The organism is Aeromonas sp. Prich7-2 (genome assembly GCF_017939255.1).
GTDB lineage: Bacteria > Pseudomonadota > Gammaproteobacteria > Enterobacterales > Aeromonadaceae > Aeromonas > Aeromonas caviae.
The window spans coordinates 1-14,884 of the sequence record NZ_JAGKRI010000093.1; the positions used below are offsets into that span (position 1 = coordinate 1).

General features: G+C 63.8%; 12 protein-coding genes and 1 pseudogene. 9 read left to right on the top strand and 4 right to left on the bottom strand.

Features of this window, described 5'->3' with window-relative positions; genetic code table 11:
* Positions 1 to 200 precede the first annotated feature (200 nt).
* The 4 genes from tnpA to J9892_RS14975 all read left to right on the top strand — a co-directional run bounded on the left by tnpA (position 201) and on the right by J9892_RS14975 (position 3,957).
* Positions 201 to 605: an IS200/IS605 family transposase gene (tnpA, locus tag J9892_RS14960; protein WP_069785657.1), complete on the top strand. Its 405-nt coding sequence runs from the start codon at positions 201 to 203 to the stop codon at positions 603 to 605.
* 328 nt (positions 606 to 933) lie between these two features.
* Positions 934 to 1,899 (top strand): tripartite tricarboxylate transporter substrate-binding protein, encoded by a 966-nt coding sequence (locus J9892_RS14965; protein ID WP_052815427.1) that lies wholly within the window; start codon positions 934 to 936, stop codon positions 1,897 to 1,899.
* Positions 1,900 to 1,956: 57 nt separating this feature from the next.
* Positions 1,957 to 2,418, top strand: a complete 462-nt coding sequence (locus tag J9892_RS14970; RefSeq protein WP_052815428.1) for a tripartite tricarboxylate transporter TctB family protein — start codon at positions 1,957 to 1,959, stop codon at positions 2,416 to 2,418.
* Positions 2,419 to 2,427: 9 nt separating this feature from the next.
* A complete protein-coding gene (locus tag J9892_RS14975; protein WP_053288415.1) occupies positions 2,428 to 3,957 on the top strand; it encodes a tripartite tricarboxylate transporter permease in 1,530 nt (509 codons plus the stop codon).
* 138 nt (positions 3,958 to 4,095) lie between these two features.
* Here J9892_RS14975 and J9892_RS14980 read toward each other — a convergent pair whose 3' ends face one another.
* The 4 genes and pseudogenes from J9892_RS14980 to J9892_RS14995 form a co-directional block, all read right to left on the bottom strand.
* A complete protein-coding gene (locus tag J9892_RS14980; RefSeq protein WP_052815430.1) occupies positions 4,096 to 4,761 on the bottom strand; it encodes a response regulator in 666 nt (221 codons plus the stop codon).
* The gene (locus tag J9892_RS14985) at positions 4,762 to 6,345 is read right to left on the bottom strand and encodes a sensor histidine kinase (RefSeq protein WP_052815431.1); all 1,584 of its coding nucleotides are present in this window, start codon (positions 6,343 to 6,345) and stop codon (positions 4,762 to 4,764) included. It abuts the gene before it with no gap.
* On the bottom strand, positions 6,342 to 7,553 hold the full coding sequence (locus J9892_RS14990) for an ROK family transcriptional regulator (RefSeq protein ID WP_029314606.1): 1,212 nt from the start codon (positions 7,551 to 7,553) through the stop codon (positions 6,342 to 6,344). Before J9892_RS14990 ends, J9892_RS14985 begins: the two co-directional genes overlap by 4 nt.
* A gap of 104 nt (positions 7,554 to 7,657) precedes the next feature.
* Positions 7,658 to 9,325 (bottom strand): annotated as a pseudogene (locus J9892_RS14995) (methyl-accepting chemotaxis protein).
* A gap of 128 nt (positions 9,326 to 9,453) precedes the next feature.
* Between J9892_RS14995 and J9892_RS15000 the strand changes: the two are divergent.
* The 5 genes from J9892_RS15000 (at position 9,454) to glpC (ending at position 14,470) form a co-directional block, all read left to right on the top strand.
* Complete coding sequence (locus tag J9892_RS15000; protein WP_080989954.1) at positions 9,454 to 9,909, top strand: YchJ family protein; 456 nt, start codon at positions 9,454 to 9,456, stop codon at positions 9,907 to 9,909.
* A gap of 221 nt (positions 9,910 to 10,130) precedes the next feature.
* Positions 10,131 to 11,810 carry an anaerobic glycerol-3-phosphate dehydrogenase subunit A gene (gene glpA, locus J9892_RS15005; protein ID WP_210538549.1) on the top strand — a complete coding sequence of 560 codons (1,680 nt, stop codon included), beginning with the start codon at positions 10,131 to 10,133 and terminating at the stop codon, positions 11,808 to 11,810.
* Positions 11,800 to 13,077 (top strand): glycerol-3-phosphate dehydrogenase subunit GlpB, encoded by a 1,278-nt coding sequence (gene glpB, locus J9892_RS15010; protein WP_210538550.1) that lies wholly within the window; start codon positions 11,800 to 11,802, stop codon positions 13,075 to 13,077. Before glpA ends, glpB begins: the two co-directional genes overlap by 11 nt.
* A 1-nt stretch (position 13,078) precedes the next feature.
* On the top strand, positions 13,079 to 13,216 hold the full coding sequence (locus tag J9892_RS15015) for a hypothetical protein (RefSeq protein WP_201972409.1): 138 nt from the start codon (positions 13,079 to 13,081) through the stop codon (positions 13,214 to 13,216).
* Between the two features lie 51 nt (positions 13,217 to 13,267).
* The gene (gene glpC, locus J9892_RS15020; protein WP_010674925.1) at positions 13,268 to 14,470 is read left to right on the top strand and encodes an anaerobic glycerol-3-phosphate dehydrogenase subunit GlpC; all 1,203 of its coding nucleotides are present in this window, start codon (positions 13,268 to 13,270) and stop codon (positions 14,468 to 14,470) included.
* Positions 14,471 to 14,884 lie beyond the last annotated feature (414 nt).

Genomic DNA, 14,884 nt, shown 5'->3' on the forward strand with positions numbered 1-14,884 from the left:
TTTTCGCCAGCATCCAGAATGCGCTTTGTCTCTGCCAGCCCGTGATTCCAGACATAACGAGCACAACCGCCCAACTGGCGCAGGCGTTGCGCTTGTTGGGCGGTCGGTTCGAGTCGGAACTTGTAGGCTTTCAGAATTTGCATTTATCGCTCAGTGTGTAGCATTATTGCCATATCTATTAAGCCCGATTGAGTGACAGAATGCAATTCACTAAAATTAATAAATCACGCCATGCGGCCTACGTTTTGCACGTACACTTGGTGTTTATCACCAAGTATCGAAAGCCGATATTGGGGGAACTGCATCACACCTCCTTCGGTCAGTGTGCGGCAGAGGTTTGCAGAGATTTTGGTGCGGAACTGAAAGAGTGTGACGGAGAGGCTGATCATGTTCACATGCTGATAGAGTACGGCCCAACAGTGCAGCTATCGGTACTGGTGAACTCGTTAAAGGCGGTCACATCAAGGCGACTGCGTAATGAATTTCTGGACTTGAGAGGTGCTTACAGCAAACCCGTACTCTGGTCACGCTCTTACTTTGCGGGCTCTTGCGGCGGTGCGCCGTTAGAGGTGATCAAGCAATACATTCAAAACCAGCGGGGCTGACGCCCCGGCGAAATTCCTCTCCCACCTACGTCGGAGGGAGTCCCCTTTCGCATTTAAGATGGAGCAGGTGGCTCTGCGCCAGCAGGCGAGCGATGCCCTGAAACAGGAGGCGAAGGAGGACATCAGCACATCGGCGGCGAAACCGACCCAGTGATCCTTGCCGGACGAGGCGCTCACGGGCGCCTCGTTTCTATACGCGCCCCCCTCTTCGGCCCATGACCAGAATGAACACAATGGCCACAACAGCCTTAATAGCCATTACGGTCAGATTGTTTTCCAGTCAGACATGATTAATTAACCTTCTTGCAACAATCACAAGGAGAGCACCATGTTGCAAGGAACCTTCAAGCGTACCCTGATCGGTAGTCTGCTCGCACTGAGCGTCGGCGCCCACGCCCAGATCAACGAAGTCCACTTCCTGATCCCGGGCGGCGCTGGCGGCGGCTGGGATACCACGGCCCGCGGCACCGGTGAAGTGCTGGCCAAGTCCGGTCTGGTCAAGACCGTCTCCTACCAGAACATGTCCGCCGGTGGCGGCGCCAAGGCCATCGCCCACCTCATCGAGACCTCGGCCCAGTCCGACAAGACTCTGATGGTCAACTCCACCCCCATCATCGTCAAATCCCTCTCCAAGGAGCTGCCCCAGTCCTTCCGTGATCTGACGCCGGTGGCCGCCATCATCGCCGACTACCAGGCGCTGGCGGTGAAGGCGGACTCCCCCTATCAGAACTGGGCCCAGCTGCTGGCCGCCTACGAGGAGAACCCGGCCAAGGTGAAGATTGCCGGGGGTTCCGCCCGTGGCAGCCTGGATCACCTGGTCGCCGCCCTGACCTTCAAGAATGCCGGCGCCGACGCCAGCAAACTGCGCTACGTCGCCTACGATGCCGGCGGCAGCGCCATGGCCGCCGTGCTGGCCGGAGAGACCCAGGCCATCTCCACCGGCTTTGGCGAGGCGATGGAAGCGGTCAAGTCAGGCCAGATGCGGATCCTCGGGGTCACTTCCGACAAACGCCTGCCGGGGGCGGAGCAGATCCCCACCTTCAGCGAGCAGAACAACCCCACCGTCTTCGCCAACTGGCGCGGTTACTTCGCCTCCCCCACCATCAGCCCGGAGAAATCCGCCGAGTTTGCCGCCCTGCTCAAGCAGATGTACGACAAGCCGGAGTGGGAAGTGGTCCGCACCCGCAACAGCTGGACCAACCTCTACAAGTCGGGTCCCGAGTTCACCGCCTTCCTCGACGGCCAGGAGCAGCAGATCGGCGGCCTGATGCGCGAGCTCGGCTTCATCAAGTAACCCTCGTTGTCACATCGCAGGCGGGCGCAGGCCCGCCGCCCATGTTGGAGTCAAGAGATGAACATCACCAAGGAGCGACTGGGGGGCCTGCTGTTTCTGCTGCTCTCCCTCACCTATGGCTACTACGCCACCGAGATACCGGGCTACCCCGGCGACGAATACGAACCCTTCACCGCCAGTACCCTGCCCTATGCCCTGGCAGGGATCGGGACGCTGCTCTCCCTGCTGCTGGTGCTCTTCCCCGGGGGCGAGCCCCTGCGCCGGGAAGAGGGAGACTGGCGCCGGGTCTTCATCCTGCTCGGGCTCATGGTCATTTACGGATTGGGGCTCACCTGGTTTGGCTTCGTGCTCTCGACCATCGCCTTCCTGAGTGTGGGCATCCGGGTGCTCGGTGAGCCCAGTCTGCGCTACGGCCTGATGATCAGCGTCCCCTTCTCCATCGGTTTCTGGGCCCTGCTCACCAAGGGGCTCAACGTCTATCTGGAGCCGGGTCGCCTGTTCACCCTGCTCGGTTTCTAAGGAGTCACCATGTTAGACGGAATCTTGCAAGGACTCGGCACTGCACTGCTGCCGGTCAACCTGATGATGGTGGTGCTTGGCTGCTTCATCGGCACCTTTATCGGCATGTTGCCGGGCCTTGGCCCGGTCACCGCCATCGCCCTGATGATCCCCATCACCTATGGCCTGGATCCCTCCTCCGGCATCATCTTGATGGCGGGGGTCTATTACGGCGCCATCTTCGGGGGCTCCACCTCCTCCATCCTGATCAACGCCCCCGGCTGCTCCGCCACCGTGGTCACCGCCTTCGACGGCTATCCCCTGGCCTGCAAGGGACAGGCGGGCAAGGCGCTGGCCATCGCCGCCTACGCCTCCTTCACCGGCGGCACCCTCTCCGCCATCATGCTGATGGTGGCGGCGCCCCTGCTGGCCAAGGTCTCCCTCTCCTTCCAGTCGGCGGACTACTTCGCCCTCATGGTGCTGGGCCTCTCCGCCGTGGCAGCCTTTGCCGGCAAGGGGCAGGTGCTCAAAGCGCTGATCATGGCGCTGTTCGGCATCATGATCTCCACCATCGGCATCGACCGCAGCGTCGGGGTAGACAGGTTCACCTTCGGGTTGCCGGATCTGCGTGACGGCTTCTCCTTCCTGCTGCTGGCCATGGCCACCTTTGCCCTCGCGGAGATCCTGATGGCGGTGCTGCGCCCCGGCAAGGACAACAGCGAGGAAGAGGCCAGGCAGATGCAGCAGCTCGGCAGCCTCAAGCTCAGCAAGGAAGAGGTCAGAGAGATAGCGCCCCCCATCGCCCGCTCCTCGGTGCTGGGCTTTCTCATCGGCGTGCTGCCGGGAGCCGGCGCCACCATCGCCGCCTTCATGGCCTATGGCACCGAGCGCAACATCGCCGGCAAACAGCGCCAGGAGCAGTTCGGCAAGGGCAGCCTGCGCGGTCTGGCCGCCCCGGAAGCGGCCAACAACGCCGCCTCCACCGGCTCCTTCGTGCCCCTGCTGACCCTGGGGATCCCGGGCTCCGGCACCACGGCCCTCATCCTGGGCGCCCTGGTGGCCTACGGCATCCAGCCGGGCCCGCGTCTGTTCATGGAGCATCCGGACGTCTTCTGGTCGGTGATCATCTCCATGTATCTGGGCAACGTGGTGCTGTTGATCCTGAACCTCCCCCTCATCCCCTACCTGGCCCGGGTACTGGCGGTGCCGCGCCCCGTGCTCATCCCCATGGTGCTGCTGTTCTCCCTGACCGGGGTCTATCTGGTCTCCTTCAACACCATGGACATCCATGTGATGGCCATCGTTGCACTGATCGCCATCGGCCTGCGCCTGCTCACCTTCCCCATGGCCCCCATGCTGCTCGGTTTCATCCTGGGGGGTATGCTGGAGGACAACCTGCGCCGGGCCCTGGTGATCAACGACGGCAGCCTGAGCTTCCTGTGGGAGCGCCCCATCACCCTCGCCTTCACGGTGATCACCCTGACCATGTTGCTGCTGCCCGTCTGGCAGTGGTGGCAGGCTCGCCGGGCCCCCAAGGGGGAGCTTGCCACCAGCCACTGAATCGATGAGCCTCTGCCACCTCTGAACCCTGCCCCATCACGCGTAGAGACCTTGATGCCCACGGGAAGCAAATCCTGACAAAAAGAGCGCCGAAAGGCGCTCTTTTCTTGTCTGGACGACAGGTTCCGGACGACCGGATCACGGCTTGCGGTAACGCCGCTCCGGCCGCCCGACGGTGCCATATTCGAGCTCGGGGCTCGCCAGTTGCTGCCCCACCAGAAATTCCAGATAGCGGCGCGCCGTGGTCCGGCTCACCCCTATCCGGCAGCCTATCTCCTCGGCACTGGCGGCCTCCGGAGTCAGGGCCGTCAGCACCCGCTGCAGGGTGAGAGCATCGATGCCCTTGGGCAGTCCCTCTGCCGCCACCTGCTGCAACGGCGTACCGAACAGGGTGTCCACCGCCTGCTGGTCGATGTCGGCCAACGCCGCCAGGGCGGCGATGCTCTGACGGTACTTCTCCAGGGTGTCGCGCAGCCGCTCGAACACCACGGGCTTCAAAATGAAATCCACCACCCCGAGGCGCATCGCCTCCTGCAGGGCAGCGGCTTCCCGCGCCGCGGTGAGCAGGATCACATCCAGACTCGCCCCCGCCTGGCGCAGCTCTCTCAATAGCGAGAACCCCTCTCCATCGGGCAACCAGACATCCAGCAGCACCAGATCGGGTTTGAGGATCCCTATCTGCTCCCTGGCATCGAACAGGGTGAGCGCCACCCCCAGCACCTCGAAACCGGCGAGGCGCTGCACGAAGCGGCGGTGGATCTCGGCAATGGCGGGATCATCCTCGACGATCAGGATCTTGATCACTTACACCTCCTTGGGAATGTAACAGACGACGCAACTTCCCTGCGTCGTGGCTTCGATGGTGATCTCCCCCTGCAGGGCATCCAGGGTCTTGCGCACCAGGGAGAGCCCGATACCGTGTCCTGGCTCGGGCTTGCTACTGACCCCCTGTTCGAACAACCTGTCCGCCAACTGCGGGTCGATGCCGCCAGCCCCGTCTTCCACCTCCAGCACCAGATCCTGCCCCAGATCGCTCAGGGAAACCCGGATGGGCTGATAGGGCGCACCGTGGCGGCGGGTCGCCTCGAAGGCGTTGTCGATGAGGTTGCCCAGCACCGTTACCAGCTGGGAACCGCTGACACGGGCAGGAATGTCGTGCAGACGGGCATCGGGATCGATCACGAGCTCAAGACCGAGTTCGTGGGCCCTGTGGTATTTGCCGAGCAGCAGCCCCGCCACCTTGGGTTTGGCGATGGCCCCCATCAGGAAGCCGAGCAGGGTCTGCTCGGTGGCCGCCTCCCGCCCGATGAAGGCGAGCGCCTCCCGGGTGGCCCCGAGCTCAATGAGGCCAGCGATGGTCCCAAGCTGGTTGTTGTGCTCGTGGGTCTGCACCCGCAGCAGATCGCTGTAGGCCTGCACCTGGGAGAGCTGGGCACTGAGTTCCGCCAGCTCGTCCTTGCGCCGAAAGCTCGACACGGCGCCGATCAGCTTGCCCTCGCGCACCAGCGGCAACCGGTTGACGATGAGGGACTGGCCGTTGAGCACGATCTCCTCGTCAAACTGGGGGGTCTGCTCTTGCAGGATGGAGAGCATGCGACTGCCCGGCAGCAGGTGACCGATGGGCTGTCCAATAGCGGCCCGGGCAGTGGTGTCGTCCAGGCGCAGCAGCTTGATGCCGTTGGGGTTCAGAGAGGTGAGGCGCCCTTGCTCGTCGATGGTGAGGATCCCCTCGCGCACCGTGCGCAGGGTACAGTCTAGCTCCGCATAGAGACGCCCCATCTGCTCGGGTTCAAAGCCGAAAATCGCCTTCTTGTAGCGCCGGGCCAGCCAGGCGGCGGCGACACTGTTGAGCAGCACGATGAGCAAGGTCATGGCCAGGCCGAAGCGCAAATAGTCCTGCAGATCCGCATCGATGTCCCGCACCAGATAGCCGACCGACACCACCCCGATGATCTTGCCCATCTCGTCACGGATGGGCCCCTTGCCGCGCACCGAGACCCCGAGGGACCCCTGGGCCCTGGAGATATAGGCCTCCCCCTGCAGGGCACGCTCGGGATCATCACCCACCATGGGTTTGCCAATCCGGTCCGCATTGGGGTGCGCCAGGCGGCGTGCCTGCCTGTCCCCGATGACGATGTAGCTGGCCCCGACCTCGGCGCGGATCCGCTCCACCAGGGCATTGAGGCGGACCGTATCCGCCCGCTTCACCCCGGCGATGACGCCGGACTCCCGCGCCACCAGCCGTGCCACATCCAGGGCCTGATCCCCCACCTCACGGTAGCGCTGCTCGGCGACATAGTAGTAGCTGGCCCCGCTCAGCAACACCAGTTGCAGCAGACTGACCAGACAGAGAATGAGCAGGAAGCGTCCTTGCAACCCGAGCCTCATGCCTCCTTGTCGCCTCGCAACAAGTCGAGCAGCAGACTGCCATCGCGCAGGGCCTTGTGCACCTGCACCGAGGTGGGTTTGGTGGGATCTTCGTAGAAGTGGGTGGATTCAATCTGCAGGCGCACCAGGTACTCGGCGGGCAACTGGCTTGCCAGGGACTGGTGCAACATGGGGAAGAGCAGTCGATCGGCCCGGGTGATCTCCCCCCCGAGCAGCAGCTTGCCCGGATTGAGCAGGCAGATGAGGTTCGCCAGCACCCGGGAGAGGCGGCCTGCTGCCTGGTGCAGGATGTCCTGACACAGGCTGTTGCCGGCCAGCGCCAGCTCGCACAGCTCGCGTATGGTGACGCTTTCGGGCAGATCGAACTCCTGCATCCGTTCGCGCAGCTCCCGATATTGCGCCTCCAGCGCCTGATTGGTCACGAGGGTGCAGGCGCAGCCGAAGCCACCGCAGTAGCAGCGCTGGCCATAGGGTTCGAGCTGCAGGTGGCTGAGATCCCCGAGCAGAGCCGACTCGCTCTCGATGAGCTGGCCATTGACCACCATGCCGACCCCGATGTCGTTGTGCACGAACACCAGCACCGCATCCGAGCAGTTCCTGGCGGCGCCCCACTCCCGCTCGGCCTGGATCCAGGTGCGCACGTCGCCGCTCACCAGCACGGGTACCGAGAAGGCTTCCTGCAGGGTGGGACCGAGGGGCCAGTTGCGCAGATCGTAATAGGGAAAATGCTTGACCATGCCGGAGTGGCGCTCCACCTGGCCGGGCAGGCAGAGGGCGATGCAGGCCAGACGCAGCGCCTTCTTGGGCAAAAAGCCCTCGATGGCCCGCACCAGGCTGGCCAGCAGCTCGGCACGCTCCGCCTCGTTGAAGACATGGCGATGGCGTGCCAGGGAGTGACCCGCGAGATCGAACAGGGCCATGTCCACATAGCCGCGCCCCAGGCGCATGGAGAGAAACTGGAAGCGGCGCTCGTTGATGCGCAGCAGGGTCTGGCGACGGCCACGCCCCACCGAGCTCTCGCCGCAGGTGACCACCAGGCCGCCGTCCAGCAGCTCGCGGGTGATCTTGGTGATGCTGGCCGGCGACAGGCCGGTCAGACGGGACAGATCGGTACGGGACAGCTCCTTGTGCTCCTCCAGGCTGGCATAGACCAGGCCGTAGTTGAGCTGACGGATCAAATCGATACTGCCTTTCACGATCTCATTCATAGGGTTGGGGCTAACGAAAGGAACGAATGGCGCGATTTTCACACATTCTGCGCCGATCCCCAAATTTGCCGTCTGGAAATCCTGTCCAGACGGCAAAAATGTGATTAGTAACGGAAGCGGGAGACGAGTTGGCGCAATTTGTCACCCGTGCCTGCCAGGGCGCGGGTGGTGGTGCTGGACTCCCCGGACGCCTCGGTCAGCTCGCTGACGATCTGCTGGATGGCCACCAGGTTCTTGTTGATCTCCTCGGAGACCGCGTGCTGCTCCTCGGCGGCCGTGGCGATCTGGATGTTCATGTCGTTGATGGTGCCGACCGCCGCCACCATGCTGTCCAGGGAGCTGGCGATGTGGCTCGCCTCCTGCACCGTCTCCTGGCTGCGTGCCTCGCTGGCCTGCATCACCTCCACCGCCTGTTTCACTCCGCCCTGCAGGCGCTGGAGCATCTCGTTGATCTCTTTGGTGCTCTGCTGGGTACGGCCCGCGAGGGATCGCACCTCGTCCGCCACCACCGCAAAGCCGCGCCCCTGCTCGCCCGCCCGGGCCGCCTCGATGGCGGCGTTGAGGGCCAGCAGGTTGGTCTGATCGGCGATGCCGCGAATGACCTCCACCACGGAGCCTATCTTGCCGGTCTCGTGGGCGAGCTGCTCGATGACCCCGGCCGCCACATGCACTTCGTCCACCAGCCGGTTGATGCTGCCGATGGCGCTGTTCACCACCCCCCGGGCCGCATCGGACTCGCGGGCCGCATCGCTGGTGGCGCTGGCGGCGTTGGAAGCGCTCGCCGCCACCTCCTGGGCGGTGGAGCTCATCTCGGTCACCGCGGTCACCACCTGATCCGTCTCCTTGCCATGGCCCTGCATCTGCCTGTCCGCATGCTCGCTCAGGCTATGCAGCCGATCCACGGCCCCCAGCAACTGGTGGCTGGTCTCCCCCACCTGGCTCACCACCGACTGGATCCGCTCGACGAAGCGGTTGAAGGCGGCGGCCAGCTGCCCCACCTCGTCCTTGCTCTGCACCTTGAGGCGCTGGGTCAGATCCCCGTCCCCGTCGGCGATGTCATTGAGTGCGGCAACCGCATCCGCCAGCGGGCGGGTGACCCGGTTGCCGATCACCACGGTTGCCGCCAGGGTCACCCCCAGGATCACCAGGATGAACAGCACCCCGGTTTTCAGGGAGCCATACATGGTCTCCTCCCGCTCGCTGCGCAGGGTGGCCAGCTCATTGTCGATGTCGTCGATGTAGAAGCCCGTGCCCACGACCCACTGATACTTGTCGAGCACCAGATTGAAGGAGAGCTTGGGGGCATCCCGCCCGATAGAGGGCTTGTTGGTCCAGTACTCCGAGAAGCCATCTCCTTCCCGCGCCGACTTGATGATCCCCTGAATGAGGAAGGCACCCTTGGTATCCTTGTCCTGCCAGCGGTTCTTCCCCTCCATCTCGGGCCGGGTCGGCAGCAGCACGGTATTGCCCTGTTAGTCGTAGACGAAGAAGTAGCCGTCGCTGCCATAGCGCAGCGGCCGCAATATCTCCTTCACCTGCTGGCGCACTTCGGGGCTGTCAGGCTTGCCGTAGCTGCCCTCGATGGCCGTCTTGGCCAGCATCAGATAACTGCTGAGCAGCGCCTTGCGCTCCTTGATTGCCCTCTCCCGCGCCACCACCAGATCCGATTCCAGATCGCTCCTGGCCACCAGGTAGTTGCTGAGATTGACCACCAGGGCCATCAGCAGCACGGGGATGGCCCCCAGTAACAGGATCTTCTGCTTAAGTGTCATTGTGTCACCCTTTGTGCTGTGTTCATTGCTGCATGATGTCTGCCTAAACGGCATGGGAAGCTGGCCGAAAGGGAAGTGCGTTCGCTACAATCCCGCCACCTTTAATTATCGACCAGATGAGCTGACTCATGAACCTATGTCCTTGCGGTTCCTCTCTTTTTCTTGCCAAGTGCTGCGGTGTACTCCACGCAGGTCAGCCCGCCGCCACCCCGGAGCAGCTGATGCGATCCCGCTACAGCGCCTTCGTGCTGGGATTGGGAGAATATCTGGTACACAGCTGGCACCCGGACTATCTGAACGGGCTGACCGCGGCCGACCTCTCATCGACCGACACCCGCTGGGATGGCCTCGAGATCCTCACCAGCCAGGGCGGCCCCGATGACACCCTCGGCATGGTGGAATTCAAGGCCTGGTTCCTGGAAGGGGACGAACGTCACTGCCTCCATGAGCGATCCCGCTTCGTGCGCCATCAGGGGCGCTGGGTCTACACCGACGGCGAGCAGGATCCGGCGCCGCTGCGGGTGGGGCGAAACGACCCCTGCCCCTGTGGCAGCGGCAAGAAGTTCAAGAAGTGCTGCGGCTGAGGTTTCCCCCACGCCGCCCTCTGGCCAGCCCCCGGGCTGGCCTTCTCCCCTCCCGTCATGCTTTCCCCTGCCCGCCTCGACGGTGACGTGAGGTTCATCACATTTCGCTCATCGCCTCACACTTAATGAGCGTTTACGAACATTAATTTGGCCCATATCAAACATTTTACGTCGTGAAGGCGCCACACTGGCCTTATCTGGAAGAGATGAGACGGGCAAGAATGAAAAGAATCACCACACAAGTCGTCATCATAGGGGGTGGCGCCACCGGCGCCGGCATCATGCGCGATTGCGCACTGCGCGGCATCGACTGCATCCTGCTTGAGCGGGACGACGTCGCCGCCGGCACCACGGGCCGCAACCATGGCCTGCTTCACTCCGGCGCCCGCTACGCGGTGACGGATCAGGAGTCCGCCCGCGAATGCATTCAGGAGAACCGCATCCTCAAGCGGATCGCCAGCCACTGTGTCGAGGACACCGGCGGCCTCTTCATCACCCTGCCGGAAGATGACATCCATTTTCAAAATACCTTCATGGACGCCTGCGCCCTGGCGGGCATCGACGCCCGCCAGCTGGATCCTGCCGAGGCGCTGCGCCTTGAACCCAACGTCAACCCGGCGCTGATCGGTGCCATCCAGGTGCCGGACGGCACGGTCGACCCCTTCCGTCTGGCTGCCGCCAACGTGCTGGACGCCAAGGAGCACGGCGCCCGCATCTTCACTCACAGCAAGGTGCTGGGGCTGCTGCGCACCCAGGATAGGGTGCACGGGGTCAAGGCCATCAACACCCGCACCGGCGAAGCGTTCGAGGTGGAGTGCCAGGAGGTGATCAACGCCGCCGGCATCTGGGGCCAGCAGATCTGCGAGTATGCCGACCTCGGCATCCGCATGTTCCCCGCCAAGGGCTCATTGCTCATCATGGATTACCGCCTCAACCAGCTGGTGCTCAACCGCTGCCGCAAACCGGCGGACGCGGACATCCTGGTGCCGGGCGATACCATCTCCCTCATCGGCACCACCTCGAGTCGCATCGATTACCACAAGATTGACCAGCTCACCGTCGAGCCTGAAGAGGTGGAAGTGCTGCTGCGCGAAGGGATAAAACTGGCCCCCATCATGGCCCGCACCCGATTGCTGCGCGCCTATGCCGGGGTTCGCCCGCTGGTGGCGGTGGATGGCGACGAGTCCGGCCGCAACATCAGCCGTGGCATAGTGCTGCTGGATCACGCCGAGCGCGACGGGCTCAAGGGCTTCAACACCATCACCGGCGGCAAGCTGATGACCTACCGGCTGATGGCAGAATGGGCCACCGACTTGCTTGCCAAGAAGCTTGGCAACAGCAAACCGTGCCGCACCGCTGAACTGAGCCTGCCCGGCTCGCGGGATCCGGAGAAGGTCTCCGCCCCCGGTCTCTCGGTCCCGGCTGAAGGCTCGGCCCAGTACCGTCACGGCGAGCGGGTCATCGCCTTTTTCCGCGACAATCCCAAGGCCAACGCCCTCATCTGCGAATGCGAGATGGTGACCGCAGGTGAAATCGAATACGCCCTGCGCGAGCTGGATGTGGACAACCTGGTGGATCTGCGCCGCCGCACTCGTCTGGGCATGGGACCCTGTCAGGGGGAGCTGTGCGCCTATCGCGCCGCCGGCCTGATGCAGGAGTACGGCAAGGCCGACGGCCGCCAGGCTTGCGTCATGCTGCGCCAGTTCCTGGAGGAGCGCTACAAGGGCACCCGCCCCGTGCTGTGGGGCGATGCCCTGCGCGAAGCCGAATTTACCTACTGGATCTACGAGGGGCTGTTCGGCCTTGGCGAGTGGACGGCCCCCCACCTGGTGGCCGAGCCCCCCTTCCCGCAAGACGCCAGCACCGCCAATCCCACCAAGGAGCGCAGCCATGAAATTTGACAGCATCGCTATCGGCGGCGGCATGGCGGGCCTCTCCGCGGCCCTGCGCCTGGCCGAGGCCGGCCAGAAGACCCTGCTGATGGCCTCCGGCCAGAGCGCCCTGCACTTCTCCTCCGGCTCGGTGGATCTGCTGGAGAGCGAGGGAGATCCCCGCGCCGCCCTGCCCGCCTTTATGGCCGCCAACCCCGAGCATCCCTACAGCAAGGTGGGGCTGGCCCATATCGCGGCGAGCCTCGATGATCTGCAACGCCACTGCGCCGCCCAGGGCTTGCCGCTGTTTCGCCAGGAGCGCAACCACCAGCGGCTGACCCCCATCGGCACCCTCAAAGCCACCTGGCTCTCCCCCGACACCTGCGCCTGCGTGACCGATGCACCGGCCCCCGACGCCATCCTGCTGGCCACCCTGGAGGGATTTCGCGACTTTCACCCCGAGCTCGCGGCAGCGAATCTCGCGACCCACGCGCGCTTCGCCCACTGCCGCATCCTGACCGGGGAAATTCGGCTGCCCCAGCTGGCCGAGTTCAGCCGCAATCCCCACGAGTTTCGCTCCGCCGACATCGCCCGCCTGTTTGACAAGCAGGGCAATGGCCAGCATGACCTGCTGACGGATCTAGCCCGCGAGATCAGCCGCATGGTGCAGGAGAGCGGTGAGCCGCGCTGCCGCCACCTGGTGCTGCCCGCCTGCCTGTCGCTGGGGCTGGTCGGCCCGCGCCTGACGGAGCTGGAGCAGCGCACCGGCTGCATCATCAAGGAGGTTGCCACCATGCCGCCGTCGCTTATTGGCATGCGGATGCAGGAGGCCCTCAAGCGCCGCTTCATGGCCCTTGGCGGCACCTTCCTCACCAGCGAGCGGGTGCTGGGCGCCCGTTACGACGGCGATCGGGTCATCGGCGTGCACAGCCAGCACGGGGAGGATCAGCTGTTCGAGGCGGACCACTTCGTGCTCGCCTCCGGCAGCTTCTTCAGCCGCGGGCTGGAGTCGCGCCTCGGGGGCATTCGTGAACCCATCTTCGATGCCGACGTACTGAGCCTTGCCGAGCGCGACGCCTGGGCCGGCCGCCGCCTGTTCGACCACCACCCCTTCATGGGCTTCGGGGTCAAGACCGACGAGCGGCTGCGGGTGCTGCGCGGCGGCAGGCCCCTCACCAACCTCTACGGCGCCGGCAGCGTGCTGGCGCACTATGACCCCATTAAAGAAGGTTCCGGCTCCGGCGTGGCCGTTGCCACCGGCTGGCAAGCCGCTGGCCATATTCTGGCGGAGGGCTGAGATGAATCACATATTCCCACTCCAACGACACAGCGTGCTGGCCCACGACGATGCCCAATCCATGGAGGGCTCTGGCTCAGGTGTCGCGGTCGCCACCGGCTGGCAGGCCGCCGGTCACATTTTGAGTTCAGCCCAATGATGATTTCGCCCCATATCCCGTGCCTTCACACCCAACGGGAGGAGAACTGACATGCTACTGGATCATGCCAACCAGACTTTCGATCAGTGCATCAAATGCACCGTCTGTACCGCCTACTGCCCGGTGGCCAAGGCCAACCCGGCCTACCCCGGCCCCAAGCAGGCGGGCCCGGATGGGGAGCGGCTGCGCATCAAGAGCCCCGAGCTCTTTGACAGCGCCCTCAAGTACTGCACCAACTGCAAGCGCTGCGAAGTGGCTTGCCCGAGCGGGGTGCGCATCGGCGACATCATCGCCAAGGCCAAGCACCAGTACAGCGGCTTCAAACCGGGGATCCGCGAGTTCGTGCTCTCCCACACGGATCTAATGGGCAGCATGTCCACCCTGATGGCCCCGGTGGTCAACTTCACCACCGGCCTCAAGCCGATGAAGCAGGTGCTGGACAAGGCGCTGGGGGTCTCCTCCCACCGGGACTTGCCCAAATACTCACAAGGCACCTTCCGCGGCTGGTACAAGAAGCAGAAAACGACTCAGGCCCGCTTTGCGCGCCAGATCGCCTACTTCCACGGCTGTTATGTGAACTACAACCACCCCCAGCTCGGCAAGGAGCTGGTGCAGGTGCTCAACGCCATGAACATCGGTGTCCAGCTGCTTGCGCGGGAGAAGTGCTGCGGCGTGCCGCTGATTGCCAACGGCTTCATGGACAAGGCCAGGCAGCAGGCGGCTTTCAACATCCAGCAGCTGGAGAACACCCTGCTCGGCAACGAGATGCCGCTCTTGGCCACCTCCTCCACCTGCGGCTTCACCCTGCGGGACGAATATCCCCACCTGCTGGAGCAGGACAACCACAAGGTGCGCGATCGCATCTCCCTGGTGACCCGCTTCCTGTGGAACGAGTTCGATCGGGGCAACAAACCGGCCATGAAGCCCCTCAATCTGCACATCGCCTACCACACCCCCTGCCACCTGGAGAAGATGGGGGGCGTCATCTACACCCTCGAGCTGCTGCGGGCCATCCCCGGCGTCAAGGTGACGGTGCTGGACTCCCAGTGCTGCGGCATCGCCGGCACCTACGGCTTCAAGTCGGAAAACTACGACACCAGCCAGGCCATCGGTCAGGGGCTGTTTGATCAGATAAACCGGCTCAAACCCGATCTGGTCATCACCGACTGCGAGACCTGCAAGTGGCAGATCGAGATGAGCACGGCGTTTCGCTGCGAACACCCGGTGCACCTGCTGGCACGGGCGCTGGCCTGACCGCTATCCCCCGGTCCGCCCATCATCAGGGGCACCGGCTTGGAAGAGACACTCCCGGTCAATGCCTGCGCCCCCTCTGGCCGGCATTGACCGGGATCGGCGCGGCAAGGCTCTGACGCCGCCCGGGCAGCCCGATGGGAGGCCCGGGCGGCGAACTCTTTTGGTTGTTTGAACCGCTAGCACAGTAAAAAGCAGCAACAACACCCACTCTGTTAAAAACCACCTCCCATTGCCACCACCAGAAAACATCAAGCCAGCATATTCAGCCAAAAAAAAGGTTCTTCGCGGGATCTTGGGGAAGTGGAAGTTGACAGACAGGGTGCTGGTAAACTGGCTGTCTCCAAACACACCACCACCATCACCCTGCTGTCGCCGTGCATCATATTGATATTGCCTCCTTCTGGCCAGGTTATA